This window comes from Enterobacter sp. UPMP2060 (assembly GCF_053709655.1).
Window position 1 is genome coordinate 1037317 of record NZ_JBSKJQ010000001.1, and the last position, 25365, is coordinate 1062681.

Genomic DNA, 25365 nt, shown 5'->3' on the forward strand with positions numbered 1-25365 from the left:
ACGCTTCGGCGATTTACAGCCGGACCAGAGCGTCGCTGTAAGTTCTTCATTTTCCTGAGGCAATATTTATCGCTTCGGGTGGAAAAATGGCTGGTGAACCCTCGCCCCGTTGGGGAGAGGGTTAGGATGAGGAGGGCGAAAGTTGTCAGACCGGCATTGATTTACGAATAGCGCTCAGCAGCGTCTGCGCGCCCGTTGAAAGCGGCGTGTCTACGCGGGTCAAAATGCCGATAGGTTCACCGGGGCCGGGGGAGGTAATCGGCAGGGCGATCAGCGTTCCCTGACGTAAATCATCTTTCACCGCACCGGAGGGGACGAACCAGACGTAGTCATAATCCAGCGTAAGCTGCCGTGAAAGCGAGGCCGATAGCGTTTCGATACACCCTGAGGGCAGCGTACACCCCTGCATTTGCAGCAAGGTTTCGGCGGTCTGGCGGGGAACGGTCCCTTTTGGGCAGACCACTACCGGCCACTCCATCACGCGGCTTAACGTTACCGTGTCCTGCAGCAGGGGGTGATCGGGACGAACCACCAGCTTCAGAGACTCCAGGAACAGCAGTTCATAGTTGAGGCCGCCCATCAGCTCAGGGTCGGACATGCGACCGATTCCGAGATCCAGTTCGCCGGATTTCAGCCCCGCGAGCAGCATGGTGTTATTCATGGTGGCGACCTGAATCGTGGTATGCCGCTGCTGCTTGTGGAACTGGCCGATAACGGGCGGAAGAATGCCCAGCGCCGCGGTAGGCAGAGCGCCCACGCGCACCACCTCACTGGATTGCTCTTCTTTTCGGTGCAGGGACTGGCCTGCGGTATTGAGCGCATCCAGCACTTTCACGGCGTGCGTGAGAAACTGTTCGCCCACAATGGTAAGCTGCGCCCCCAGCCGGCCTCGGTCAAAAAGGCGGGCACCGGTCAGCTGTTCCAGCTCGTTGAGGGTTTTTGAGAGCGCAGGCTGGCTCAGGTTGAGAGTTTCAGCCGCACGCCCCAGCGTTCCCTGTTGAGCGACGGCCACAAATGTATGCAAATGGCGCAAGCGTATGCGCTGACTGAACAGACCATTTTTTTCCATAGGCGATGTTAAAAACAGAGCGATGCGGGTGACAAGTTAAGTTGTTTAATTTTGATAACCTGATAGCAAAATATTTTTAACATTTGATCTGTTTGAGTTACAACATGTTTTTTGGCGGGGGAATAAAAGCGAACATCCTTGTTCATTTATTGCTCATTGCGGAGGGGGGGCGTTTAACGGTTTAGATCACGCCGTCGCCGCCATCGGAGCACCACACCTGGCCGGACGTAAATGAACATTCATCCGAGGCCAGCGTGACGTACAGCGGGGCAATCTCGACGGGCTGGCCCGGACGTCCCAGCGGGGTGTCGCCACCGAACTCCTTCACTTTTTCCATCGGCTGCCCGCCGCTGGACTGCAGTACCGTCCAGTAAGGGCCAGGGGCAACCGCGTTGACGCGGATGCCTTTCGGACCCAGCTGCTTGGCTAAGGATTTGGTAAACACCGCCAGACAGGCTTTCGTCTGGGCGTAGTCCAGCAGCACGGGGCTAGGCTTCACCGCCTGAACGGAGGAGGTATTAATGATAACGGACGACGCTTTCAGGTGGCGCAGGGCCGCCTTGGTGATCCAGAACGGGGCGTAAACGTTGGTTTTAAACGTTGCGTCAAAATCTTCCGTGGTCAGTTCCTCAAGCGATTCACGGAACTGCTGACGGCCGGCGTTGTTGACCAGAATGTCCAGTCCGCCCAGTTTCGACACGGCTTCTTCGACCAGATTCTGACAGAAGGTTTCGTCCCGGACGTCCCCCGGCAGCGCGATAGCCTTGCGGCCTTCCGCTTCAATCAGGTCGATGACCTCAGCGGCGTCTTTTTCCTCTTCGGGCAGGTAGTTAATGGCAACGTCAGCGCCTTCGCGAGCATAGGCGATAGCGACCGCGCGACCAATCCCGGAGTCACCGCCGGTAATCAGCGCTTTTTTGCCGGCCAGGCGGCCATGTCCTTTGTAGCTTGTTTCCCCGTGGTCGGGTACAGGCTGCATTTCGGATGCCAGTCCCGGCGGCGTTTGCGGCTGTTCCGGGAACGGGGGCTGCGGGTAAGCGTTCGTACGTTGTTTAGTATCACTCATAGCTGACTCCTTAAGCCAAGGGGTGAGATTTGATGGATAACTGCAGCGTTAACGCTTCGCTGAATTATTTCTGCAAACGATCAACACGGACGACGGCAGGAGATGATTTTTTATCAAGCGAACCGTTGATACTGATCATCTGGTCGGGTTTTACCGTTCTGCCGTCGAAGACTGCCTGGGGAATAATAACGTCGATTTTTCCGGTTTTATCCTGAAATACAAACTTATCGCCGCTACCGTCAATAAGATTACCGCGTAATGAAATTGTCGCACCATCGTGCAATTCTTTTGCCTGCCTGATGGTCATAATACGCGCGTCGTCGGTTCCGCGATATCCGCTATCAAGCGCGTGGGGAGGCGGTGGCGCTTCGCCTTTTTGTAAACCCCCGTTATTATCTGCCCATGCGGCCGGAACCAGAAATATCAATAAAGCGGAAATAAGTGATAATTTCATCCGATATCCTTCATTTTTGCGTGTCTTGACTTATTAAGTATTGTTGCTATTCCTTTATGTGGCAAATGTGATAAGTCCTAAAAACATTCGCGTTAGAAATCAAAATTATCGGATAATAAGCGAAACGGTGACGATGACCATGAAGCGTGAAAATGAAAAGTTACCCGGGATAGATGAGAGTTACCGTTTGCTGACGTTTGAATACGCGTTTCGTCAGGTGGGTTTTATTGTTCTGCTGGGTATTATCGTCGCGGCGATTGCCGGTCTGTTTTCCAGCGGAATGGTTAGCGACACGGTCAAAACGAATTCCGCTAAATCACTCACCATAGACTATGAACGCTTTGGACGACGGGAGACAGAGACGCGGATGGCGCTCGCGTTTCCGGTGCAGGACGAGGGGAAGTATGTCCTCAGCATGACCAGCGAGAGCAGCGATGCGTATGAGCCCGGCAGCGTCTGGCCGCAGCCGGACGCTATGTTCAGCCGCGGGAAGACCCTCTTTTTTGTCTATAACAATCTGAAAAAAACAGACAGTTTCTCCGTGTTACTCTTCACGACACCTTCCAGAGCCGGTAAATGGAACACCGTCATCCGCGTCAACAGCGAGCCGGAAATTAACATCTGGCAATTTATTTACCCCTAGGAGGCTGATATGGATATGGTCTTTCGCGCGCTGGCTATTTATCTGTTTCTGGTGGTGGTCTTTAAAGTGGCCGGGCGTCGCGCGCTGCTGCAGATGACCAGCTTCGATCTCATTCTGCTTCTGATAATTAGTGAAGCCACGCAGCAGGCGCTTCTCGGACAGGATTTTTCCGTTACCGGTGCGATGATTACCATTACCACGCTGGTGGTGGTCGATATTATATTCGGGTTGATGAAGAAATATTTCTCGCCGGTGGAGAATATTCTGGATGGCACTCCTGTTATTCTTGTTGAGAACGGCGTGCCGTTAGCCGATAAACTGAAAAAAGTTGACGTGTCCTGTGATGATATTCTGGTGTCAGCGCGTCAAAATAATGGCATTACGGAAATAAGCGACATTAAATATGCCATACTTGAGCGCAATGGGCATATTTCAATCATTCCTTTCGAGAAATAAGAGGCGGCAAGATGAGCAATCTTTTTCACGACAGCAATAATACCGTGGGTGAACTGACGAAAAAGGTGGCGAGCAAATTAACCGATCTCGGGCTTCGCTTAACCACCGCGGAATCCTGCACGGGCGGAAAGCTCTCGGTGGCGCTTTGCGCAGAGGAAAACACCGCCGAATTTTATGATGTTGGGCTGGTCGTGTTCAGCGATGAAGCTAAAGCGCGGATCCTCGGCGTGCGTCCCGAGACGCTGGAGCGGTTTACGGCCGTGAGCGAGCAGACGGTAACCGAAATGGCCGCCAGTATCCGAGACATCGCCCAGGCCGATATCAGCATCGCCATCAGCGGCTACGCGGGCCCGGAAGGGGGCGACGACGGCACGGCGGCGGGGACGGTCTGCTTCGCGTGGAACATACGCGGCGAGACGAAGACCCGCACCGTGCTTTTCTCCGGTGACTGTCAGGATGTGGTCGAAAAAGCGGTGCATTACTCGCTGGCTGAACTGGTGACAACCTTGTCAGACGGGAATAACGGATAAACTCACGTGGAGGTTCTATGGCTGTCATAGTGATTACCGGCGGGACGGCGGGCGTGGGAAAAGCCACGGCGCTGCACTTTGCAAAGGCGGGTTACGACGTGGGGCTCATCGCCCGCGATGAGGCCAGCCTGCACTCTACCCAGGAGGAGCTACGGCGCTTTGGCGTTAATGCCCACGCCGTGCAGGCGGACGTCGCCGACAGCCAGGCGGTGGTGGATGCCGCTAACGAAATTGAGTATCGCCTCGGCGCGATTGATGTCTGGGTGAACAACGCGATGGGGGCCGTGCTGGCACCGTTTCGAACCCTCACGCCGGAAGAGTTCCGCCGCGTGACTAACGTGACGTACCTCGGCTACGTGAACGGCACTCGCGCCGCGCTCGAGCTAATGGTTCCGCGCGACAGGGGGGTGATTATCCAGGTGGGCTCCGCGCTGGCCTACCGTTCCATTCCGCTGCAGTCAGCCTACTGCGGGGCAAAAGCGGCGATCCGCGGGTTCACCGATGCGGTGCGTACCGAGCTGATGCATGAGAACAGCCGGGTTCAGCTTTCGATGGTCCAGATGCCGGGGCTCAATACCCCGCAGTTCGAATGGGCGAGGAACAAGTTCGCCTGGGCGATGCGCCCGGTGCCGCCGGTCTTTGAGCCTGAGGTGGCCGCCAGCGCCATCTTCAGGGTGGCGCAAAAGCCGGTGCGCGAGCTGTGGGTTGGCAGCAGCACCATCCAGTCAATCGTCGGGCAATTTTTCTTCCCCGGTTTTCTTGACCGGCTGATGGTGAAAAAGGCGTGGGAAGGCCAGATGACCGACGATCTCAACGCGCCGGATCGCCGGGACTACCTCGACCAGCCGGTTAACGATCTGCATAAAATCCATGGCCGCTTTACTGACGAGGCGAAAACCCGCGCGCCGTCCGTCACCTCCGGCATGCCGGGGAAAGTGGCCCTTGGCGCCCTCGCGGTGGCGGGAATAGTGCTGACGCGTCTGATAACTCGCCGGAAACCGTAGTCAGCGCAGCGCGCTACGGTGCGTCCAGAACCAGCGATAGCCGTAGCCGCCAAGGCTGAGCTGAACGGTTTTACCGCAAATCAGCGCGTCATCGTAGCGCTTGTCCTCGAGACAGGCGGTCCAGGTGGCGTTGCGGATCCCTTTGGCGGTGAAATGCACCGGCTGGTCGCTGAAGTTGACGAAGGTCAGGATGCTGCGCTCGTCGGTCTCGTAATAAAGCCCCAGCACCGCGTCATCATCGATTGCGATCAGGCGAAAGGGCGCAACGGCTATTTCGGGGAACTCCGAGCGGGTAGTGGCAATATCGATGATCCGGTGCAGAAGCGAGTTGTGGTGAAGCAGCGAATCGGCGACGTTGACTTTCTGATAGCGGTAAGGGCCATGGTCGATAATCGGCGCGATAAATTTTTCCGGGTCGGCTGCAGAGAAACCGCCTCCTTGCGAACCTGCCCACTGCATCGGCGTGCGGACGGCGTAGCGCTCCTCCAGATCCAGGTCATCACCCATGCCTATCTCGTCGCCGTAGCGCATCACCGGGACACCCGGCAGGGAAAACAGCACCGCGTGGCAGAACGCCAGCCGCTTCCGATCGCCGTTGAGCATCGGGGCCAGGCGGCGGCGGATCCCGCGCTGATAGACGTTCATCTCCTCATCAGGGGCGAAGGTATCGAGGACAAACTGTTTGTCTTTCTGACTGATGCCTTCCAGATCCAGCTCGTCGTGATTGCGCAGCCAGTTGGCAAAACAGCAGGAGTCAGGCGGGACGATCATCTTTTTCACCGCATTGCGCAGCGGGCGGGCGCTTTTGCGGGCCAGGCTGACGTAGAAATACTTGTTGAGCCAGAAATTGAGCACCAGATTCAGACGGTCGTTATTGCCGAAGTAGTCTTTATAGGCCTCAACGTCTACGTCAACTTCGCCCAGCAGGATCGCGTTCGGATTGCGCTGTTCGATAAGATGCCGCATATGTTCCAGGATCCACAGACCCTTTTTTTCATCACCATTTCCTGCCTGGGTGGTGAGGTGGGACGCGGCATCGAGGCGAAATCCCGACACGCCCAGCTTGAGCCAGAAGAGGATGATGTTTTCAATCTCTTTAAGCACTGCGGGCGAGGTGAGGTTCAGATCCGGCTCGTGGCGATAGAACATGTGCCGGTAGTATTGTCCCGCCTCGTCGTCCCAGGTCCAGATGCTCTTTTCCACGCCGGGAAACATGGGGGGCGTATCGTCCTCGTCGTTATCCGACCAGAGGTAGTAATCACGATAGGGTGACGCCGGGTTGCGGCGGGCCTGCTGGAACCAGGGATGCGCGTCCGACGTGTGCTGGATCAGCAGCTCGATAATGACCTGCATGCCCAGCTCGCGGGCCTGCTCGATAAAGGCGATGATATCGGCCAGCTTTCCGAAGCGGGGATCCACCTGGAGGTGGTCGCTGACGTCGTAGCCTTCATCGAGAAAGGGCGTGAGGTAAAACGGGGTGATCCAGATGACCGTCGCCCCCATGCGGCGTATATAGCGCAGCTTGGCCGCGATCCCGGCGATGTCCCCGCAGCCATCGCCGTTCAAATCATAAAATAGCGCGGTATCAATCTGATAAATAATGGCTCGTGTATGCCAGTCGGTCATAGCGTTCCTCAGTGATAGCCTTCAGTATCCGACACTTTGCCCCGGAAGACGTAGTAGCTCCAGGCGGTGTACACCAGGATCACCGGAATAATCAACAACGTGCCTACCAGCATAAACAGCTGGCTTGCTGGCGGGGCCGCGGCTTCCCACAGGGTGATGCGCGGCGGAATAATATTCGGCCAGAGGCTGATGCCGAGCCCGCTAAACCCGAGGAAAATAAGCCCCAGCGTCAGCAGGAAGGGGCGGGAGTGGCTGGCCGGGTTGCGGGTCAGGCGCCAGATCAGCACGCTGAAAAGCGCAACCAGCAGAGGCACCGGCAGGAACCAGAAGAAGTTGGGCAGGGTAAACCAGCGGTCGGCCACGTACTGCCAGCCGAGCGGCGTCCAGATGCTCACTACCGCAATCACCACGACCAGCGCCAGCAGCGCGTGGCGGGTCAGCTCGCGCATGCGGGCCTGCAGCGCGCCTTCACTTTTCATGATGAGCCAGGTAGTGCCCAGCAGCGTGTAGGCCACAACCAGCCCGATGCCGCAGAAGAGGTTAAAGGGGGTGAGCCAGTCAAGCGCCGAGCCGACGAAACGCCGCCCCTCAACGTCGAAGCCGTTAATCACGGCGCCCACCACCACGCCCTGGCTGAAGGTGGCGAGCAGAGAGCCGCCGGCAAAGGAGTAATCCCAGAATTTGCGGTGCGACGGCGTGGCTTTGAAGCGGAACTCAAAGGCGACGCCGCGGAAGATGAGGCCGATCAGCATCGCGGTGAGAGGAATGGTGAGCGCATCAATAATCACCGCATAGGCCAGCGGAAAAGCGCCGAAAAGGCCCGCGCCGCCGAGCACCAGCCAGGTCTCGTTGCCGTCCCAGACCGGCGCCACGCTGTTGACCATCACATCGCGCTCCTTCGCATCGCCCACGAAGTTAAACAGCAGGCCGATGCCCAAATCAAAGCCATCCATGATGATGTACATCAGCGTGGCAAAGACGATGATGGCAAACCAGATAACTGAGATATCGACGCCCATCAGTTTCTCTCCTGTTCAGGAACAGACTCAGCGGCAGACAGCGGACGGGCGGGTGTGCCCGAGGTGTTTGACGTCAGCGTATCGACAGGCTGCGGTCCTTTCTTAATCAGCCGGATGAGGTAAACATAGCCCACCCCAAACACCGACGAGTAGACGACGAAGAACGCCAGCAGGCTGATGCTCATCTGCAGGGTGCTGTGCAGCGATACCGCGTCGATGGTGCGCAGATAGCCGTAGACCACCCATGGCTGACGGCCCACCTCGGTGGTGACCCAGCCGGCGAGCAGCGCCAGCAGCCCGGCAGGCCCCATGCAGAGGGCAAACCAGTGGAACGGGCGAGAGTGGAAAAGTCGATGACGATAGCGCAGCCAGACGCTAATCAGCCCGAGGGTAATCATCAGCAGCCCCATCCCGACCATGACGCGGAACGACCAGAAGACGATGGTCGAATTAGGGCGATCTTCTTTCGGAAAATCCTTCAGCGCCGGGACCTGCTTATCCAGACTGTGGGTCAGGATAAGGCTGCCAAGCGCGGGGATCTCCAGACCGTATTTGGTGCGCTCCTCCTCCATATCCGGCAGGCCAAACAGCAGCAGCGGGGTGGCCTCGCCCGGCGGATTTTCCCAGTGTCCCTCAATGGCGGCAATTTTGGCCGGCTGATGCTCTAGCGTGTTCAGGCCGTGCATATCGCCCACGACCGCCTGGATGGGAGCGACCAGCAGCGCCATCCACATCGCCATGGAAAACATGGTGCGGACGGCGGGGGTATCGTTACCGCGCAGCAGGTGCCATGCGCCCGACGCGCCGACAAACAGCGCGCTGCTCAGAAACGCGGCGATAGCCATATGAATCAGGCGGTAAGGGAAGGAGGGATTAAAGACGATCGCCAGCCAGTCCTGCGGGATAACCTGTCCGTTCTCGATAGTGAAGCCCTGCGGCGTATGCATCCAGCTGTTGGACGCGAGGATCCAGAAGGTCGACATCAGCGTGCCGAGCGCCACCATGCAGGTAGAAAAGAAGTGCAGGCCCGGGCCGACCTTATTCCAGCCGAACATCATGACGCCAAGGAAACCGGCTTCAAGGAAGAAGGCGGTTAACACTTCATAGGTCAGAAGGGGGCCGGTAATACTGCCCGCGAACTGTGAGAACCCGCTCCAGTTGGTGCCAAACTGGTACGCCATGACCAGGCCGGAAACGACACCCATCCCGAAGTTAACGGCAAATATCTTGAGCCAGAAATGGTACAACGATCGCCAGACGTCGTTTTTGGTGCGCAGCCACATGCCCTCCAGCACCACCAGATAGCTGGCGAGGCCGATGGTGATCGCAGGAAAAAGGATATGAAACGAGACGGTAAAAGCGAACTGAATTCTGGCCAGATGGAACGCGTCGAGTTCGAACATGGTCCGTACCTCTGAAACGATGGGGCACGAGAATTGCCGGGCAGTTTATGGCTGCCCGGCAAAACCGATTACGGTTTAGTCTTACCGGCACCCAGCTCGGCACCGGTCAGCGGGTCAGAATGTGGATCGGACTTCGTGCGGGCAGACATCGCCTTGACCAGGGTTGCCTGTTCGGTCGTGAGCGTGACGCTTGCGCTGCCATCGCCGCCGTCAACCGCAGGTTGGGGGGACTCAACGTAATCGAAATGTTTATCGCTGTTCCAGCTTCCGCGAACCTCTCCACCTTCAGACATATTGTAGTACTTGTTGGTGAATTCCTCGATTGGCGGCAATTTTCCCGGTGGGAAATTATTACGGATGGACTGCAGCGCCTTCTCAAAGGAGAGCTGGTGCGCCGCCTCGCGCGTCATCAGAAACGCCAGCGCATCCTTTACGCCGGGATCGTCGGTCACGTTGATCAGCCGTTCATAGATGATTTTCGCTCTGGCCTCTGCTGCCACGTTTGAGCGCAGGTCCGCCGTCGGCTCGCCGATGGTGTCGACGTAGGCCGCCGTCCAGGGCACGCCCGCCGAGTTAGTGAGCGGGGTGCCGCCACCGTAGAGCAGGGAGGTGATGTGGCTGTCATTGCCGTTTTCGGTCATGGAGCGATACAGCTCGGCCTCGTTTTCCACCCCTTCCGCCAGCGCGCCTTTGGCACCTTTATTCAGCATGCCGACCAGGGTACCGATGATTTCGAGGTGGCTTAGCTCCTCGGTCGCGATATCCATCAGCATATCTTTACGGCCCGGATCGTCATCGCTCAATCCTTGCGTAAAGTACCGGCAGGCGGCAGCCAGTTCGCCCTGAGGCCCACCGAACTGTTCCAGTAAAAGGTTGGCGAGGCCTGGGTTCGGTTCGGCAACGCGAACCGTATATTGCAGCTGTTTGACGTGTCGGAACATGGCGATTCTCCCTGATTATTTTTTTGCTTCGACGCCCGATGCGTCTGAACGCAGCAGGAACTGTTCCGTGGTCTGCGGAATATGGCGAATCAGCCAGTCGGCCATTTCGCGTTCTTCGGCCAGAATCGTCTCGATGGCAGGTACCGAGGCCGTGTCGCCTGCTTTCTTAGCCGCCGCGAGCAGGGAGGTATAACAGGCTATTTCAAACTGTTCGAAAACATAGCCGCTGATCGAACCCTTCACGATCTCATCCGACGGGAACATGCCGCCGATGGACTGGCCGAGCGCCGCCATTTTGCTCATCGAATCTTTTAAAACCGAACGAGAAATATCATTACGGTCGAGGATTTCTTCCAGCAATGTAATTTGCCGTTTTGTCTCATTAATATGCTGCTCAATTCTGGCGCGAACATCAGGATAATTATCGATACGGCTGGCCATGGATTCCAGCATAGATTCGGCTTGCTTTTCCATCGCATGGGCATCGCGTAGCCAGTCATGGTAGTGTTCTACGTGATTCATCATTGTATCCTCATTAGGGGTTCGCTTATTTGGTCTCACTTTCAGCTGCCTGATCGGCACGCGCGGCACTGTAGCCAGATAAATGGCCGACAATATTGGCGTAAATGCTGATGATAATGACCCATAGCACGCTGTTCTTCCACCATATTACGGAAGGGATGGCGAGAATGAACCATATTATGGCTGCCGCTAAATGGCACCGTTTAATTGTCCTGGGACTGATGCTCATTTTATTTAACCTGTATTATTGCGTCATTTCTGCGCTTTTTGGTTAATATTTCCTACGGCCAGGTCGGTGAGTTTAAGGTCGGTCTCTTTTTCTTCTTCCAGCGTTTCGGCAAGAAGCTTAACGGCTTTTTTATAGCCCAGTTGTTCTGCTAATGTGGCAAGGGTACCGTAGCTGGCAATTTCGTAATGTTCGACTTTTTGCGCGGCGGCAATAAGTGCGGCATCACGTACTTCATTTTTTTCCGTGCTTTCGATGACTTCGTTGGCTTCTTCAATTAAGCCTTCCATCGCCACGCACTTCATGCGCTTAAGCTTGATACCGTCTTCCTGCTCGACGATCTGGTCGATACGTTCGATCTGACCCTGCGTCTCCTCAAGGTGTGCGGTAAAAGCGGCGCTCAGCTTCTCGCTGGAGGCGGCGCGGGCAAGTTTGCTTAACGCACGAGTAAGCTGCTTTTCTGCGCTGTAGGTATCCGACAGAAGATGAATAAAGACATCCTCGACGCTTTTCATATTCATAATAATTACGCTCCGGTAAAATAAAGAAAGGGTACTGCGAGCTTTTCAGCCCGCAGCATGCTCTCTGGTTTTATTAAAAGAGTATTAAATAAGATCAGGAGTTATCAGATTTACGGCCTCCGCCGTGACTGTTCTGTCCTCCTTTCTTACCCGCTTCAGAAGCGCGTTGCGGATCGTTTTTAAAGTTCCCACCGCTATGCTGGCCACCTTTACGTCCAGCTTCTGATGCTTTTTCACGGTCTTCAGCGAAATTACCGGAACCACCACGATGCTCTGCCATATTAAACCTCATAGTCATATATTGGTTATGTCAGTACGATACGAAAATATTCCGTATCACTCGTCGTTCGAGTAATAACTCTAGTCGCTGTGCGTCATCCGTCAAATGCGTTTTGCTATTTGCGGTTGCGTTATTTTTAAATGTTTGTAAATTTGCGCTTCGCTTAAAAGGGAAATATGGATAGACAGGAAGGACTTGTAAACAACCATTCAGATTAATCCTAACTTCGAGCTAAAAATTTGAAAGAAGAGGATAAAAATAATGGCGTACTCGAATTGGTTAATTTGCACTCAGAAGAGAGCCAAAAAATACTCCTTTATAGATAGAAAGCGGAACCCTAAATAATTATAAGGAAAATCCTGGATAAAAGCGTTCAGGCTGAAAGGGCGGTTCCGTTCGGCGCTGTTCAGGGGCCTGATAGCACACGGTTTGACCACTGTCGTCTTAAGATCACAATTCAGAAATTCTTCCCCCCGGAAGGAACGGGTTTCTCTACACTCCAGGTAATATTCACTGGAGGCATGACATCATGGCGAACACCATCACGGCTGATGACATTCGGGAACACTTTTCGCAGGCTATGTCGGCGATGTACCAGCAGGAAGTTCCGCAGTACGGCACCTTGCTTGAACTGGTTGCGGACGTAAACCTGGCGGTTCTGGAAAATAATCCACTATTACATGAACAACTGGCTAACGCCGATGAGCTTGCACGCCTGAACGTGGAGCGTCACGGGGCGATCCGCGTCGGCACGGCACAGGAACTTTCAACCCTGCGCCGTATGTTTGCCATTATGGGTATGTACCCGGTCAGCTATTACGATCTCTCTCAGGCGGGGGTGCCCGTCCACTCAACGGCGTTTCGTCCGATAGAGGATGCGGCGCTGTGTCGGAATCCGTTTCGTATCTTTACCTCGCTGCTGCGTCTTGAGCTGATTGAAAACGTCGCGCTGCGCGAGCGGGCCGCGGAGATCCTGTCTCACCGCAACATCTTCACCCCGCGCTGCCTGGAACTGATCGACCTCCACGAGTCGGAAGGGCAGTTTACTGACGCACAGGCGCACGAATTTGTGCAGGAAGCGTTAGAAACCTTCCGCTGGCACCGCCATGCGACGGTCGATCAGGAAACCTATCTGGCGCTGCACAACGAGCACCGTCTGATTGCCGACGTGGTCTGCTTCCCGGGCTGCCACATTAACCACCTCACGCCGGGCACGCTGGACATTGACCGGGTGCAGGAGCTGATGCCGAAGTACGGTATCGAGCCAAAAATTCTGATCGAAGGGCCGCCGCGTCGCGAGGTGCCCGTCTTATTGCGTCAAACCAGCTTCAAGGCGCTGGAAGAGCCGGTGCTGTTTGCCGGTGAACATAAAGGCACCCACACCGCGCGCTTCGGTGAGATTGAACAGCGCGGCGTGGCGCTTACCCCGAAAGGCCGTGAACTGTACGATAGCCTCCTCGCCCAGGCCGGTACCGGTAAAGATAACCTGACCCATCAGCTGCATCTGCGGGAGATCTTTAGCGCCTTCCCGGACAGCGAAATGCTCATGCGCCGTCAGGAGCTGGCTTATTTCCGCTACCGCCTGACGCCAGCCGGGGAAGCGCATCGGCATGCGTTTCGTCCGGGCGACGATCCGCAGCCGCTGATCGAGCGCGGATGGGTGGTTGCCCAGCCGATCACCTACGAAGATTTCCTCCCGGTCAGCGCCGCGGGGATTTTCCAGTCCAACCTCGGGAACGAAACCCAGGCCCGCAGCCACGGTAACGCCAGCCGCGATGCGTTTGAAGACGCGCTGGGATGCCCGGTGTATGACGAGTTTACGCTCTACCAGGAGGCTGAAACGCGCAGTAAACAGCGTTGCGGTTTGCTCTGAAATCGTTACTCTGCTGGGGTGTGATGGAAAAATTAAGGTCGTTATGCAAAATCCTTCCGCCCCTGTGGTTGAAACGCGCCAGGGCGCACTGTCTGGTTTAACCGATGAGAACGTCCACGTCTGGTGCGGTATTCCCTACGCCGCGCCGCCCGTGGGGGAGTGGCGCTGGCGCTCGCCCCAACCGCCTGAACGCTGGGATGGGCTGCGCGAGGCCACGGCATTCTCGCCCTCAAGCTGGCAAAGCAGCGAGTATTGTCAGGAGCTCGGCGGCGGCGATCCGGGCCAGTTTTCCGAAGATTGCCTCTACCTTAACGTCTGGTCTCCCGCAGAGCGGGCCGAGACGCTTCCGGTTATGGTCTGGCTGCACGGAGGCGGGTTTACGATTGGTGCCGGAGGCCTGCCGCCGTATAACGGCAAAGCGCTGGCCACGCGCGGCGTGGTTGTGGTCACGATCAATTACCGTCTCGGCCATCTTGGCTTTTTCGCCCATCCCGCGCTGGAGGGCGAGGAAGGGCGCGTGGTGCATAATTTTGCCCTGCTGGATCAGATCGCCGCGCTCGAATGGGTGCGGGATAACATCGCCGGGTTTGGCGGCGATCCCGCCAGTGTGACCCTGTTTGGCGAATCCGCTGGCGCGCGGAGCGTGCTCTCGCTGCTGGCCTCTCCGCTGGCAGCAGGATTGTTCCACAAGGCGATTGTGCAAAGCGGATACACCTTACCGGACACGCCGCGCGAGCAGGCGCTGCAAAAAGGGGAAGCGCTGGCCGCCCATTTCGGGCTGGAAAATGCGACCGCCGGGCAGCTGCGCGCCATTACGCCCGAGGCGTTCTGGCCGCTCACCGCGCCGCTGAACGTCGCTCCGGCGCCTATCGCAGGAGACTGTGTTCTGCCGGAAGCCATGCTTGACGTCTTTTTCGCCGCGCGTCAGCATCCGGTGCCGGTGATGATTGGCTCCAACAGCGATGAAGCCAGCGTGATGGCGGTGTTTGGCATCGATCTCGCCGGACAAATTCAGAAGCTTCGCCGGGAGCGCCGCTTCGGGCTGGGGCTGATTAAGCTGCTCTACCCGGGCGTGAAGGGCGATGAAGAGCTGGGCAGGCAGGTGTGTCGCGACATGGCGTTTACCACGATGGGCTACGTGGTGATGCAGGCCCAGCAGCGCGTCGGTGGGTTGTGCTGGCGTTACTGGTTTGACTATGTCGCAGAGGCGGAACATGCCACGTACATCAACGGTGCCTGGCACGGCAACGAAGTTCCCTACGTCTTCGATACGCTCGGTCAGGTGGAGCCTTCACGACAGTACGTCAATGAGCGAGATCTGCAGTTTGCTGCCCAGGTGGCGGATTACTGGGTGAGCTTTGCGCGTGACGCGGGTCGTCGCGACATCCTGCCCGGGCCGACGCACTGGCCCGCGTGCCGAAAAGGGCGGGACGTTCTGTTACGCATTGGTGTGAATAAACATGCAGATTTCAGGCTTGAAAACCGCTTTATGCGCGCCCGCATGAGCCTCTTCAAGCGGGTGATGAAGCACCACGTTAGCCTCGATTAAGCAAACAGGCGCGAAACGCCGCCAGTCCATTTTCCTCGCCTGGCGTTTCGCGCAGCACCAGCCGGTAGCTTGCGCCGGTTTTTATGCTTGTCTCATAGGGCCGTACCAGCCTTCCCGCGTGAATATCTTCTGCCACCAGCGTTTCGTCGGCGATGGCGACGCCGAGCCCCTGAATGGCGGCCGTAATGGCGAGATCCATCGTATCGAAGTGTTGATTTTTATGCATGGCAAAGCCCGGACCTTCCTGTTTCGTCAGCCACAGCGACCAGTCCGTCTTGTCCCTTGTCGGGTGCAGAAACGTCAGCGAACCCAGCGCAGCACCCGCCCGCACCGGGCTTATCACCGGGGTGAGCGCCTCTTCGAACAGCAGATCGCCTGCGCTCATGTGCGTGCCGAACACGATGGCCGCGTCGTAAGACTCAGTTTTGAAATTGACGTTGTGATCGGTAGTGGTGGTCAGCGCGATCTGCAGATCCGGATGCTCGCGCTCCACCTCCAGCAGGCGCGGCACCAGCCAGCGCATGGCGCAGGTGGGGGCCTTCAGACGGATCACGGTGTGCTGGCTTCGGGCCTGGTCGGCCACGGACAGCAGCTGCTCGAAAGCGGACTGCAGCTCCGGAAGCAGCGCGCTACCCTGCGGTGAGAGGCGCAGCCCGCGCGCGTGGCGTTCAAAAAGCGGAAAGCCAAACCACGCCTCAAGGGAGGCAATCTTACGGCTCACGGCCCCCTGCGTCAGACACAGTTCCGCCGCGGCATGGGTAAGATTGAGGTGACGCGCGGTGACTAAAAAAGCGTCGATGGCATTAAGGGGGAGCGAACGGCGTGACATAGAAAACACCTCAGCTATGCATTTTTCTCATGGCTATTATGACAACAATTCGATTGTCCCGACAGCACAGATGTTGTTTGAATAGTTATGCAATGTCCATGAGAAGGGAAAGAGGATGACTTTACGAACGCCAGTGCAAACGCGCTCCAAACTGCCGGATGTGGGAACCACCATTTTTACCGTTATCGGCCAGCTCTCGGCGCAGCATAACGCGATTAACCTTTCTCAGGGCGCACCGAATTTTTCCTGTGACCCGAAGCTGATTGCGGGCGTCACCCGCGCAATGGAGGCAGGGCATAACCAGTACGCATCGATGACCGGTCTGCAGCCGCTCAGAGAACGTATTGCCGATAAAATTGCCACGCTCTACGGCACGCAGTACGACCCTGCCAGCGAGGTGCTGGTGACCGCCAGCGCCAGCGAAGGGCTCTATTCGGCGATTAGCGGGCTGGTGCATCCGGGCGATGAGGTGATCTACTTTGAGCCGTCCTTTGACAGCTACGCGCCGATTGTCCGTCTGCAGGGGGCAACCCCGATTGCCATCAAGCTCACCGTGCCGGATTTTACCGTCAACTGGGATGAGGTTCGCGCGGCGATCACCCCGCGCACGCGCATGATCATCATCAACACGCCGCACAACCCGAGCGGTCAGGTCTTCTCCGCTAGTGACCTGCAGCAGCTGGCGGCGCTGACGCGCAATACCGACATCATTATTTTGTCTGACGAAGTGTACGAACACGTCGTTTTTGACGGCGAGCCGCACCACGGGATGGCCACGCACCCGCAGCTGGCGGAGCGCAGCGTGATTATTTCCTCTTTCGGAAAAACCTATCACGTCACCGGGTGGCGCGTGGGTTACTGTGTTGCACCGGCGGTACTGATGGACGAGATTTGTAAAGTGCATCAATTTTTAATGTTTTCTGCCGATACGCCAATGCAGCACGCGTTTGCTGAGCATATGGTCGACCCGCAAACCTGGCTGTCGCTTTCGGCGTTTTACCAGCGCAAGCGCGATCTGCTGCACAGCCTGCTGGCCGATTCGCCGTTTACGCTGCTGCCGAGCGCCGGATCGTTCTTCATGCTGGCGGACTACAGCCAGTTCAGCGACGAGCGCGACAGCGAGCTGGTGAAACGGCTGATCGTTGAGTACGGTGTTGCCACCATTCCGCTGTCGGCGTTTTATGCGGACGGTACGGATAATAAATTGATTCGTCTCTCTTTTGCGAAAGATGAGGCGACGTTACGGGCAGGTGCCCAGGCCCTGTGTCGGGTTAAACCACGCTGAGGAGTATGAGATGAAATTACGCGCGTTAGTTGTCGGCATGGGATTGCTGTGTACTTTTTCTTCCTTCGCGGCCACCGAGCTGCGTTACGGTCTGGAAGCGGAATATCCGCCGTTTGAGAGCCGCAATGCGGCGGGCGAACTGGAAGGGTTTGACGTTGAGCTGGGGAATGCCATCTGCAAAGCGGCAGCGCTGAAGTGCAGCTGGGTTGAAACCTCCTTTGATGCGCTGATCCCGGGCCTGGTGGCGAAGAAATTTGACGCCATCAACTCGGCGATGAACATCACCGAGCAGCGCCGCAAGAGCATTGATTTTACCCAACCGATCTACCGTATTCCGTCGCAGCTGGTCGGCAAGGCAGGTACGGCGGTTGAGGCAACCCCAGAAGGGCTGAAGGGGAAAACCATCGGCGTGCTGCAGGGATCCATCCAGGAAACCTATGCCAAAGAGCACTGGGAAAAGCAGGGTGTCACCGTGGTGTCTTATAAAGATCAGAATATGGCCTGGGGCGATCTGCTGAATGGCCGTATCGACGCCTCGCTGGTCATGTCCGCGGCCGGGCAGGCAGGTTTCCTCAGCAAGCCGCAGGGGAAAGGGTTTGGCTTCATCGGCAAACCGGTGTCTGACGACACTATCCTCGGCAGTGGGATCGGTTTTGGGTTGCGTAAGGGCGACGAGGCCACCAAAAAGCAGCTTGATGCCGCGATCGATAAAGTACGTGCCGACGGCACGATCGCTAAACTCGCTGATAAGTACTTCCCGGGTATCGATGTCAGCGTAAAATAACCGCCTCATTAGCCCCGGCGAACGATGTCGCGCCGGGGCATTTTTAATACACTTCATCCTTCAAGCTGCCTCTGCGTTGGCTACGTCTGTTCACCCCAGTCACTTACTTAAGTAAGCTCCTGGGGATTCTCAGACTTGCCGCCTTGATCCAGCATGAATGATTTTGTGTATTTACTGTTTTTTACACCACTTTCGGGCCGTTCTGGTCGACAGAAAATATTTCTCACTTTGTTCATATAATCACCGGCCAACAATTGGATTCTTAACCATTTTTGTTTAGGCTGTGCGTTCTTTCTTGCCGTCATTTCGCCGAGCGCGAAACACATTCACACGACCATAAGGACGTTTTTCCAGGCATGAATCGCAGACGTTTTCTAAAAGGCTCGCTGGCAGTGGCAGCCCTGAGCGGCACATCTGGCCTTGCTTCCCTGTTTTCCAAAGCGGCATACGCTGCCGACTCTGACATTGCTGACGGACAGAGCCGTCGTTTCGACTTCTCCGTACTGCAATCCATGGCGCATGACCTGGCGAAAACCCCGTGGGGTGGCGCGCCGCGTCCGCTGCCGGACACGCTGGCAACCATGACGCCGCAGGCGTACAACGCCATCCGCTACGATGAAAAACAGTCACTGTGGAACAACATTGAAGGGCGTCAGCTGGACGTGCAGTTCTTCCATATGGGGATGGGGTTCCGTCGCCGCGTGCGGATGTTCTCGCTGGACCAGTCGACCTCTATGGCGCGCGAGATCCACTTCCGTCCGGAGCTGTTCAGCTACGGCGAAACGGGTGTGGATACCAAGCAGCTTGAAGGGCAAAGCGATCTCGGCTTTGCGGGATTCCGCGCCTTTAAGGCGCCTGAGCTGGCGCGTCGCGATATTGTCTCTTTCCTGGGCGCGAGCTATTTCCGCGCGGTAGATGACACCTACCAGTACGGCCTTTCCGCGCGCGGTCTGGCGGTAGACACCTTTACCGACACGCCGGAAGAGTTCCCGGACTTTACCGCCTTCTGGTTTGAAACCGTCAAGCCCGGCGACACGACTTTTACCGTCTACACGCTGCTGGACAGCCCGAGCATCACCGGCGCCTATAAATTCGTGATCCACTGCGAGAAGAGCCAGGTGATTATGGAGGTGGAAAACCATCTCTACGCGCGGAAGGACATCAAGCAGCTCGGCATCGCGCCGATGACCAGCATGTTCAGCTGCGGCAATAACGAACGCCGCATGTGTGACACCATTCACCCGCAAATTCATGACTCCGACCGCCTGGCAATGTGGCGCGGCAACGGGGAGTGGATCTGTCGTCCGCTGAACAACCCGCAGAAGCTGCAGTTTAACGCCTATATGGACAAAAACCCGAAAGGGTTCGGCCTGCTGCAGCTCGACCGCGATTTCTCGCACTATCAGGACGTGATGGGCTGGTATAACAAACGCCCGAGCCTGTGGGTTGAACCGCGTAACGACTGGGGTAAAGGCGCGGTTGGCCTGATGGAGATCCCGACCACCGGCGAAACGCTGGATAACGTGGTCTGCTTCTGGCAGCCGGAAAAAGCGGTGAAGGCGGGCGACGAGCTGGACTTTAAATATCGTCTGTACTGGAGCGCCATGCCGCCGGTGCGTTCTCCGCTGGCCAACGTCTTCGCCACCCGTACCGGCATGGGCGGCTTCCCGGAAGGCTGGGCACCGGGCGAAAATTACCCGAAAGTGTGGGCCCGTCGCTTTGCTATCGACTTCGTCGGTGGCGACCTCAAGGCCGCTGCGCCAAAAGGCATCGAGCCGGTGATTACGCTCTCCAGCGGAGAAGCGAAGCAGGTTGAGATCCTCTACGTTGAGCCGTTTGACGGCTATCGCATCCTGTTTGACTGGTACCCAACCTCGGATTCGACGGAGCCGGTGGATATGCGCCTGTTCCTGCGCTGCCAGGGCGATGCCATCAGTGAAACCTGGCTGTACCAGTATTTCCCGCCGGCGCCGGATAAACGTAACTACGTTGACGACCGGATAATGCGTTAACGATCGATTCCCTCTCCCTTTGGGAGAGGGTTAGGGTGAGGGGCAATGACCGCAGCAAAATCCGAAATTATCCCGGTATCTGACGCTCTCGAGCTTCGCGCCGTCGAAGAGCGCTACACCGCCGATCTGCATAATCTCGTCGTCCAAAACAAAGCCTTTCTGCAAACCGCCTTTGACTGGGCGCAGCACGTGGGCAGCGAGGACGATACCCGCCGCAACGTGCAAAGTAACCAGATGCTGCATCAGCGCGGCTACGCCAAAATGTTTTTGATATTCAAGAGTGATGAACTGGTCGGCGTGCTGTCGTTCAATACGATTGAACCAGCCAACAAAGCCGGGTACATCGGCTACTGGCTGGATGAAAGCCATCAGGGGCAGGGCATTCTCTCCCGGTCACTGCAGGCGTTTATGCGCTACTACGTCGAACGCGGGGAGATCCGCCGTTTTGTGATCAAGTGTCGGGTGGCGAATCAGCACAGCAACAGCGTTGCCGTGCGTAACGGTTTTACGCTGGAAGGGTGCCTGCGGGAAGCGGAATACCTGAATGGCCGCTTTGACGATGTGAACATCTACGGGAAGATCTACGCCCTATAACGCTCCCAGCAGCGGGGTGCGGGTGATGCGCTGGTCGCCGTTAATCACCTTTTCGCCGCGCAGGTGAATGCTCTCCCCGCCAAAGGCTTCAATGACCGCATCATCGGTGATTTCAACCCGGTGCTCAATGAGCACATCTCCGCTGATCCGCGCGCGTCCCTGGATCACCACCTTATCGTCCAGCATGATCGGCCCGCCGCGCAGCCATGCCTGACCGCCAATCAGAACGTGGTGCTTGATGACGCAGTTTCCTTCCACCACGGCATTCTCCGCAATCTGAGAGCTGTAGCGCACCGTCGGAATAGCATCGTCGTCATAACCGGCAATCACGCGGGCGTTGCCATAGACCTTTGCGCAGTCGCAGACCCAGACGTTATTTAAGTCGTTACCTTCGAGGATGGCGTTGTCGAATATTTCGGCGCGGTGCTCAACAAACGCAAAATTAACCATCGCCTCGCCGTAGATTTGCGCCTGGTGCACAATGCGCGACTGACTGACGGTCGCCTTGTCGTAGATTTGCAGGATCTGGTCATGGTCCGGCGTCAGCCCTTTGGCGGCGATGATAACGCTGTTGTGCAGAATGCGGGCGTCGCCGTAGAGATGGCATTCGCCCCGCACGCAGGAGTGCTGAATGGTGACGTTGTCACTTATGCGCGCGCCGTGGCTGACTTCTGCCGCGTCCAGCCAGCAGCTGCCGCTGATATGCGCATCGTGGCTGATGACGCACGGCAGGGTAAGGCGCGCGTTGCCGGACACGACGGCACCGGCGAACACCACGCTGTTTTCGTCGTAGATCCAACAGTCTCCGTCCTGCGCGAGGGCGCGCTCATCGTCAACCCAGCCGCCTTTCGTGCCGACCGTCACGTCGTTAAAATCCACTGTCGCGATAATCTGCCGCAGCGTGACGGAGCGGGTAGTGTCGCCGTTTTTCCATTGCCAGAGGCGTGTTTCGTCGCTAAGGCGATATTTGTTCATCTTTAGGTCTCTGATAAGCGTCTTAACTAAACGTAGCAAATTTTTCGGTTTTCGAGCGGCTGGCAACCAGACGGTAAACGCCTTAAAATGGCATTCAGGATGCACTTTAAACTTATGCAGGCTCAGGAAAAAATAATGACCGTTGATGAGAATTACTTCACAGAGAAATATGGCTTAACCCGCACCCATTCAGAGGTGCTGTTCAGTGCGGCAAGAATTAAACCGGGTAAAACGCTGGATCTGGGCTGCGGCAACGGCCGCAACAGCCTTTATCTGGCGGCCAACGGTTACGAGGTGACCGCGTGGGATAAGAACCCGATGAGCATCGAGAATATCGAGCGCATTAAGGCGGAAGAAGGGATCGATAACCTCCACACGGCGATTAAAGATCTCAACAACCTGAGTTTTGACGGCGAGTACGATTTTATTCTCTCCACCGTAGTGCTGATGTTCCTGGAGTCAAAAACCATCCCGGGACTTATCGCCAACATGCAGCGCTGCACCAGGCCCGGCGGCTACAACCTGATTGTTGCCGCGATGGATACGGCGGATTACCCGTGCACCGTCGGCTTCCCGTTTGCGTTCAAAAGCGGTGAGCTGAGCAACTACTACGAAGGCTGGGAGTTGCTCAAATACAACGAAGACGTTGGCGAACTGCACCGCACCGACGAAAACGGCAACCGCATCAAGCTGCGCTTTGCCACGATGCTGGCGCGCAAGCCCGCTTAGCGGGCAGCAAGCAGGCAGATCTGCAGGGCGGTGTTGTAAGACGCCTCGAACGACGACAGCGGCAGGAATTCAAACTTCGAGTGGAAGTTATGCGCGCCGGTGAAGAAGTTCGGCGTGAGCAGCCCTTTTGCCGAGAGCGCCGCGCCGTCGGTACCGCCGCGCATGGGCGTCGGCTTCGGCGTGATGCCGAGTGATTCCATCGCCTCGAACATCAGATCGATGGCGCGCCTGTCTTCACCAATCGCATTGCTGATATTGCTGTAGGTATCTTCAATGCGATAGTCCACCCTGGCCGTTGGATGTTGGGCGGCAATCAGCGCGGCAACGTCGGCAATTTGCTGCTTGCGGGCAGCAAAGTTGTCCTTGTCAAAGTCGCGGATATTGGCCTTAAGAATGGCCTCGTTTTGCCCGGCCTGAATGCCGTTAAACCAGATATAGCCCTCACGCCCCTCGGTGCACTCCGGCGTTTGCTGGCGGTCAAAATGGTTGATGTAGTCAGTCGCCATCAGCAGGGGATTCACCAGCACGCCTTTGGCGGACATCGGGTGCGCCGTTACGCCGGTAAAGCGGATCTCAGCGGCTGCCGCATTAAAATTCTCGTAGACAATTTCCCCCAGCTCGCAGCAGTCGATGGTCCAGGCGAAGTCGACGTCAAAGCGCTTAAGGTCCAGCGCTTTTGCACCGTTCAGGCCGATCTCTTCGTCAGGCACAAACGCCACGACGATATCCCCGTGCTGATGTTCCGCCGTCAGGTTTTCCAGCACCGTCATGACCACCGTGACCGCCGATTTATTATCCGCGCCCAATACGCTGGTTCCGTCGCTGAAAATAATCTCCTCATTCGGATACGCCAGAATTTCAGGGTGCTCGTTAACCCGCAGCCAGATGTCTTTCTCTTTATTCAGGCAGAGATCTTCTCCGGTAAAGGTTAATATTTGTGGATGAATATCCGGTGATAATCCCACGTCCACGGTATCAATATGGGTAATAAAGCCGATGCGCGGCGCGCCGGGCACGTTGCCTTTTTTGACCGCCGTTACCGTGGCGAATTCATCAATCACAATATCGTCTAACCCCAGCTGTGCCAGCTCCTGCGCCAGCTCGCGCGCCATGTCGTGCTGGCCCGGCGTTGAGGGCAGGGTTTTGACTTTGGGGTCGCTCTGGCTGGTGATCGCGAGATAGCGGAAAAAACGGTGCGTTAATTGTCTGGAAAGCGGCGAGCCCATAGTGATTTATTCCTTATTTATTTTTCAGGTGTTTGCCACATCACTTTAATGTTATTTATGAAATGGCAAAAGAATTAATTAGCCGTCGAATTAAAAAGACAGGAATAAATGATGAAAAGCAAACTCACAACTATAACGCTGGCGCTTGCTGTACTCACGGTCAGTTCCACCGTCGCCGCGAAAACGCTGGTGTATTGCTCCTAGGGATCGCCGGAAAACTTTAATCCTCAGCTATACACCTCGGGAACCAGCGTGGACGCCAGCGCCGTGCCGGTCTATAACCGGCTGGTTGATTTCAAACCCGGCACCACGGAGCTGGTGCCAAGCCTGGCGGAGCGCTGGGAGGTGAGCGACGACGGCAAGGTTTACACCTTCCATCTGCGTAAGGGCGTCAAGTTCCAGAGCAATAAATCCTTCACGCCGACCCGCGACTTTAACGCCGACGACGTGATTTTCTCGTTTATGCGCCAGAAAGACGTGAATCATCCGTATCACAACGTCTCTAACGGCAGCTATTCCAACTTCGAAAGTCTGGAGTTTGGCAGCCTGATTACCGGCATTGATAAAGTTGATGACCACACCGTGCGCTTTACCCTGGCACATCCGGAAGCGCCGTTTGTCGCCGATCTGGCATGGTATTTTGCCTCTATCCTGTCTGCGGAATATGCCGACGCGATGCTCAAAGCGGGCACGCCGGAGAAGGTGGATATGGAGCCTATAGGCACCGGGCCGTTTAAGCTGGCGCAGTATCAGAAGGATTCGCGGATCCTATTTACGGCGTTCGACGACTACTGGCAGGGGAAATCGAAGCTGGATCGGCTGGTGTTTAGCATCACCCCGGATGCCTCCGTGCGGTTTGCCAAAATTGAGAAGAACGAGTGTCAGGTGATGCCGTTCCCGAACCCGGCGGACCTGCCGCGCATGAAGGCGAACAAAGACATCAACCTGATGAGCAAAGCCGGACTGAATACCGGCTTTCTGGCGTTTAATACCCAAAAGCCGCCGCTGGATAACGTAAAAGTCCGTCAGGCGCTGGCGATGGCCATCAATAAGTCGGCCATTATTGATGCGGTTTTCCACGGCACCGGCACCGCTGCAAAGAACCTGCTGCCGCCGGGCGTCTGGAGCGCAGACAGCGAGCTTAAGGATTACGATTACGATCCTGAAAAGGCGAAAGCGCTGCTGGAAGAGGCCGGTTTTGCCAACGGCGTGAGCGTCGACCTGTGGGCGATGCCGGTGCAGCGTCCGTACAATCCGAATGCGAAACGCATGGCGGAGATGATTCAGGCCGACTGGGCGAAAATCGGCGTACAGACCAAAATCGTCACCTACGAGTGGGGCGAATACCTTAAGCGCGTGAAGGGCGGGGAACATCAGGCCGCACTGATGGGCTGGACGACCGCAACGGGCGATCCCGACAACTTCTTTGGCCCGCTATTTACCTGTACCTCGGCAAACGGTGGCTCAAATTCGGCGAAATGGTGCTATAAGCCCTTCGATAACATTATTGCGGAAGCAAAATCAACCACCGATCGCGATAAACGCGTGGCGCTGTATAAAGAGGCTCAGCAAATGATGCATGATCAAATGCCGGCGGTGATGATTGCGCATTCAACCATTTTCGAACCGGTGCGCAAGGAGGTGACGGGCTATGAAATTGACCCGTTTGGCAAACATCTGTTCTGGCAACTGGATATAAATCAGTAATTTTTCACTGCCCGGCACGCTTCCGGGCAGTCTTTTCGCAAT

At 56.5% G+C, this 25365-nt stretch carries 25 protein-coding genes and 1 pseudogene; 12 read left to right on the forward strand and 14 right to left on the reverse strand.

The genetic code is table 11. The features are described from left to right. Positions 1–145: 145 nt before the first annotated feature. From ACWKXN_RS05035 to ACWKXN_RS05045, 3 genes are all read right to left on the reverse strand, one after another. Positions 146–1069: a LysR substrate-binding domain-containing protein gene (locus tag ACWKXN_RS05035; protein WP_033145495.1), complete on the reverse strand. Its 924-nt coding sequence runs from the start codon at positions 1067–1069 to the stop codon at positions 146–148. A 181-nt stretch (positions 1070–1250) separates the two neighbouring features. After that, positions 1251–2135 (reverse strand): SDR family oxidoreductase, encoded by an 885-nt coding sequence (locus ACWKXN_RS05040; RefSeq protein WP_023311668.1) that lies wholly within the window; start codon positions 2133–2135, stop codon positions 1251–1253. Positions 2136–2199: 64 nt separating this feature from the next. After that, positions 2200–2589: a YdeI family stress tolerance OB fold protein gene (locus tag ACWKXN_RS05045; protein WP_039262530.1), complete on the reverse strand. Its 390-nt coding sequence runs from the start codon at positions 2587–2589 to the stop codon at positions 2200–2202. Positions 2590–2728: 139 nt separating this feature from the next. Here ACWKXN_RS05045 and ACWKXN_RS05050 point away from each other — a divergent pair, with 139 nt between their 5' ends. From ACWKXN_RS05050 to ACWKXN_RS05065, 4 genes are read left to right on the forward strand one after another with little or no spacing between them, the layout of a single operon-like run. Further along, positions 2729–3232 (forward strand): hypothetical protein, encoded by a 504-nt coding sequence (locus ACWKXN_RS05050; RefSeq protein ID WP_240608459.1) that lies wholly within the window; start codon positions 2729–2731, stop codon positions 3230–3232. Positions 3233–3241: 9 nt separating this feature from the next. Further along, complete coding sequence (locus ACWKXN_RS05055; RefSeq protein WP_023311671.1) at positions 3242–3688, forward strand: DUF421 domain-containing protein; 447 nt, start codon at positions 3242–3244, stop codon at positions 3686–3688. 11 nt (positions 3689–3699) lie between these two features. Beyond that, positions 3700–4218, forward strand: coding sequence for a 2-oxo-tetronate isomerase (locus ACWKXN_RS05060; RefSeq protein WP_045888406.1), 519 nt, complete (start codon positions 3700–3702; stop codon positions 4216–4218). A gap of 17 nt (positions 4219–4235) precedes the next feature. Beyond that, positions 4236–5222, forward strand: a complete 987-nt coding sequence (locus ACWKXN_RS05065; RefSeq protein WP_454543406.1) for an SDR family oxidoreductase — start codon at positions 4236–4238, stop codon at positions 5220–5222. On the opposite strand, the gene ACWKXN_RS05070 is transcribed toward ACWKXN_RS05065, so the two are convergent. From ACWKXN_RS05070 to ACWKXN_RS05105, 8 genes are all read right to left on the reverse strand, one after another. Further along, positions 5223–6848 (reverse strand): alpha-amylase family protein, encoded by a 1626-nt coding sequence (locus ACWKXN_RS05070; protein WP_454543407.1) that lies wholly within the window; start codon positions 6846–6848, stop codon positions 5223–5225. It lies immediately after the preceding gene. 8 nt (positions 6849–6856) lie between these two features. After that, on the reverse strand, positions 6857–7867 hold the full coding sequence (gene cydB, locus ACWKXN_RS05075) for a cytochrome d ubiquinol oxidase subunit II (RefSeq protein WP_454543408.1): 1011 nt from the start codon (positions 7865–7867) through the stop codon (positions 6857–6859). After that, a complete protein-coding gene (locus ACWKXN_RS05080) occupies positions 7867–9270 on the reverse strand; it encodes a cytochrome ubiquinol oxidase subunit I (protein ID WP_033145500.1) in 1404 nt (467 codons plus the stop codon). The genes cydB and ACWKXN_RS05080 overlap by 1 nt, the downstream gene beginning before the upstream one ends. A 68-nt stretch (positions 9271–9338) precedes the next feature. Further along, positions 9339–10211 carry a manganese catalase family protein gene (locus ACWKXN_RS05085; RefSeq protein WP_008502274.1) on the reverse strand — a complete coding sequence of 291 codons (873 nt, stop codon included), beginning with the start codon at positions 10209–10211 and terminating at the stop codon, positions 9339–9341. 15 nt (positions 10212–10226) lie between these two features. Continuing rightward, on the reverse strand, positions 10227–10733 hold the full coding sequence (locus ACWKXN_RS05090; RefSeq protein ID WP_014831871.1) for a ferritin-like domain-containing protein: 507 nt from the start codon (positions 10731–10733) through the stop codon (positions 10227–10229). Positions 10734–10758: 25 nt separating this feature from the next. Then, complete coding sequence (locus ACWKXN_RS05095) at positions 10759–10962, reverse strand: hypothetical protein (protein WP_008502273.1); 204 nt, start codon at positions 10960–10962, stop codon at positions 10759–10761. Positions 10963–10985: 23 nt separating this feature from the next. Next, positions 10986–11480: a YciE/YciF ferroxidase family protein gene (locus ACWKXN_RS05100; protein WP_008502272.1), complete on the reverse strand. Its 495-nt coding sequence runs from the start codon at positions 11478–11480 to the stop codon at positions 10986–10988. Between the two features lie 94 nt (positions 11481–11574). Next, entirely contained in the window at positions 11575–11760 is a 186-nt protein-coding gene (locus ACWKXN_RS05105; RefSeq protein ID WP_004150795.1) for a con-10 family general stress protein, read from the reverse strand. A gap of 529 nt (positions 11761–12289) precedes the next feature. Between ACWKXN_RS05105 and hglS the strand changes: the two genes are divergently transcribed. Beyond that, positions 12290–13633 (forward strand): 2-oxoadipate dioxygenase/decarboxylase HglS, encoded by a 1344-nt coding sequence (gene hglS, locus ACWKXN_RS05110; RefSeq protein ID WP_454543409.1) that lies wholly within the window; start codon positions 12290–12292, stop codon positions 13631–13633. 43 nt (positions 13634–13676) lie between these two features. Then, positions 13677–15182, forward strand: coding sequence for a carboxylesterase/lipase family protein (locus ACWKXN_RS05115; RefSeq protein ID WP_454543410.1), 1506 nt, complete (start codon positions 13677–13679; stop codon positions 15180–15182). Here the strand turns inward: ACWKXN_RS05115 and ACWKXN_RS05120 are convergent. After that, positions 15169–16011 carry a LysR family transcriptional regulator gene (locus ACWKXN_RS05120; protein ID WP_039262517.1) on the reverse strand — a complete coding sequence of 281 codons (843 nt, stop codon included), beginning with the start codon at positions 16009–16011 and terminating at the stop codon, positions 15169–15171. The genes ACWKXN_RS05115 and ACWKXN_RS05120 overlap by 14 nt on opposite strands. Before the next feature lie 115 nt (positions 16012–16126). Between ACWKXN_RS05120 and ACWKXN_RS05125 the strand changes: the two genes are divergently transcribed. From ACWKXN_RS05125 to rimL, 4 genes are all read left to right on the forward strand, one after another. Beyond that, on the forward strand, positions 16127–17296 hold the full coding sequence (locus tag ACWKXN_RS05125) for a pyridoxal phosphate-dependent aminotransferase (protein ID WP_039262516.1): 1170 nt from the start codon (positions 16127–16129) through the stop codon (positions 17294–17296). Positions 17297–17306: 10 nt separating this feature from the next. After that, complete coding sequence (locus ACWKXN_RS05130) at positions 17307–18080, forward strand: transporter substrate-binding domain-containing protein (protein ID WP_025756391.1); 774 nt, start codon at positions 17307–17309, stop codon at positions 18078–18080. 356 nt (positions 18081–18436) lie between these two features. Next, positions 18437–20092: a glucan biosynthesis protein D gene (locus ACWKXN_RS05135; protein WP_033145508.1), complete on the forward strand. Its 1656-nt coding sequence runs from the start codon at positions 18437–18439 to the stop codon at positions 20090–20092. Between the two features lie 45 nt (positions 20093–20137). After that, a complete protein-coding gene (gene rimL / locus ACWKXN_RS05140) occupies positions 20138–20686 on the forward strand; it encodes a 50S ribosomal protein L7/L12-serine acetyltransferase (RefSeq protein WP_196354404.1) in 549 nt (182 codons plus the stop codon). Here the strand turns inward: rimL and ydcK are convergent. Beyond that, on the reverse strand, positions 20681–21661 hold the full coding sequence (gene ydcK / locus ACWKXN_RS05145) for a YdcK family protein (protein WP_454543411.1): 981 nt from the start codon (positions 21659–21661) through the stop codon (positions 20681–20683). The genes rimL and ydcK overlap by 6 nt on opposite strands. A 132-nt stretch (positions 21662–21793) precedes the next feature. Between ydcK and tehB the strand changes: the two genes are divergently transcribed. Next, complete coding sequence (tehB, locus tag ACWKXN_RS05150) at positions 21794–22390, forward strand: tellurite resistance methyltransferase TehB (RefSeq protein WP_155739938.1); 597 nt, start codon at positions 21794–21796, stop codon at positions 22388–22390. Here the strand turns inward: tehB and pepT are convergent. After that, the gene (gene pepT, locus ACWKXN_RS05155; protein WP_182072348.1) at positions 22387–23616 is read right to left on the reverse strand and encodes a peptidase T; all 1230 of its coding nucleotides are present in this window, start codon (positions 23614–23616) and stop codon (positions 22387–22389) included. The two genes, tehB and pepT, sit on opposite strands and share 4 nt — an antisense overlap. Before the next feature lie 111 nt (positions 23617–23727). Between pepT and ACWKXN_RS05160 the strand changes: the two are divergent. Then, positions 23728–25323, forward strand: a pseudogene (locus ACWKXN_RS05160) (ABC transporter substrate-binding protein). The last annotated feature ends 42 nt before the right edge of the window (positions 25324–25365 follow it).

Excerpts from the sequence above, each read along its gene's own strand:
- ACWKXN_RS05045 (WP_039262530.1), bottom strand. The coding sequence starts at position 2,589 with ATGAAATTATCACTTATTTCCGCTTTATTGATATTTCTGGTTCCGGCC.
- ACWKXN_RS05055 (WP_023311671.1), top strand. The coding sequence starts at position 3,242 with ATGGATATGGTCTTTCGCGCGCTGGCTATTTATCTGTTTCTGGTGGTG.
- ACWKXN_RS05125 (WP_039262516.1), top strand. The coding sequence starts at position 16,127 with ATGACTTTACGAACGCCAGTGCAAACGCGCTCCAAACTGCCGGATGTG.
- ydcK (WP_454543411.1), bottom strand. The coding sequence starts at position 21,661 with ATGAACAAATATCGCCTTAGCGACGAAACACGCCTCTGGCAATGGAAA.
- ACWKXN_RS05050 (WP_240608459.1), top strand. The coding sequence starts at position 2,729 with ATGAAGCGTGAAAATGAAAAGTTACCCGGGATAGATGAGAGTTACCGT.
- ACWKXN_RS05105 (WP_004150795.1), bottom strand. The coding sequence starts at position 11,760 with ATGGCAGAGCATCGTGGTGGTTCCGGTAATTTCGCTGAAGACCGTGAA.
- ACWKXN_RS05080 (WP_033145500.1), bottom strand. The coding sequence starts at position 9,270 with ATGTTCGAACTCGACGCGTTCCATCTGGCCAGAATTCAGTTCGCTTTT.
- ACWKXN_RS05070 (WP_454543407.1), bottom strand. The coding sequence starts at position 6,848 with ATGACCGACTGGCATACACGAGCCATTATTTATCAGATTGATACCGCG.
- ACWKXN_RS05090 (WP_014831871.1), bottom strand. The coding sequence starts at position 10,733 with ATGAATCACGTAGAACACTACCATGACTGGCTACGCGATGCCCATGCG.
- ACWKXN_RS05085 (WP_008502274.1), bottom strand. The coding sequence starts at position 10,211 with ATGTTCCGACACGTCAAACAGCTGCAATATACGGTTCGCGTTGCCGAA.
- hglS (WP_454543409.1), top strand. The coding sequence starts at position 12,290 with ATGGCGAACACCATCACGGCTGATGACATTCGGGAACACTTTTCGCAG.
- ACWKXN_RS05130 (WP_025756391.1), top strand. The coding sequence starts at position 17,307 with ATGAAATTACGCGCGTTAGTTGTCGGCATGGGATTGCTGTGTACTTTT.
- ACWKXN_RS05120 (WP_039262517.1), bottom strand. The coding sequence starts at position 16,011 with ATGTCACGCCGTTCGCTCCCCCTTAATGCCATCGACGCTTTTTTAGTC.
- ACWKXN_RS05065 (WP_454543406.1), top strand. The coding sequence starts at position 4,236 with ATGGCTGTCATAGTGATTACCGGCGGGACGGCGGGCGTGGGAAAAGCC.
- cydB (WP_454543408.1), bottom strand. The coding sequence starts at position 7,867 with ATGGGCGTCGATATCTCAGTTATCTGGTTTGCCATCATCGTCTTTGCC.
- ACWKXN_RS05100 (WP_008502272.1), bottom strand. The coding sequence starts at position 11,480 with ATGAATATGAAAAGCGTCGAGGATGTCTTTATTCATCTTCTGTCGGAT.
- ACWKXN_RS05115 (WP_454543410.1), top strand. The coding sequence starts at position 13,677 with ATGCAAAATCCTTCCGCCCCTGTGGTTGAAACGCGCCAGGGCGCACTG.
- ACWKXN_RS05095 (WP_008502273.1), bottom strand. The coding sequence starts at position 10,962 with ATGAGCATCAGTCCCAGGACAATTAAACGGTGCCATTTAGCGGCAGCC.
- rimL (WP_196354404.1), top strand. The coding sequence starts at position 20,138 with ATGACCGCAGCAAAATCCGAAATTATCCCGGTATCTGACGCTCTCGAG.
- ACWKXN_RS05060 (WP_045888406.1), top strand. The coding sequence starts at position 3,700 with ATGAGCAATCTTTTTCACGACAGCAATAATACCGTGGGTGAACTGACG.
- pepT (WP_182072348.1), bottom strand. The coding sequence starts at position 23,616 with ATGGGCTCGCCGCTTTCCAGACAATTAACGCACCGTTTTTTCCGCTAT.
- ACWKXN_RS05135 (WP_033145508.1), top strand. The coding sequence starts at position 18,437 with ATGAATCGCAGACGTTTTCTAAAAGGCTCGCTGGCAGTGGCAGCCCTG.
- ACWKXN_RS05035 (WP_033145495.1), bottom strand. The coding sequence starts at position 1,069 with ATGGAAAAAAATGGTCTGTTCAGTCAGCGCATACGCTTGCGCCATTTG.
- ACWKXN_RS05040 (WP_023311668.1), bottom strand. The coding sequence starts at position 2,135 with ATGAGTGATACTAAACAACGTACGAACGCTTACCCGCAGCCCCCGTTC.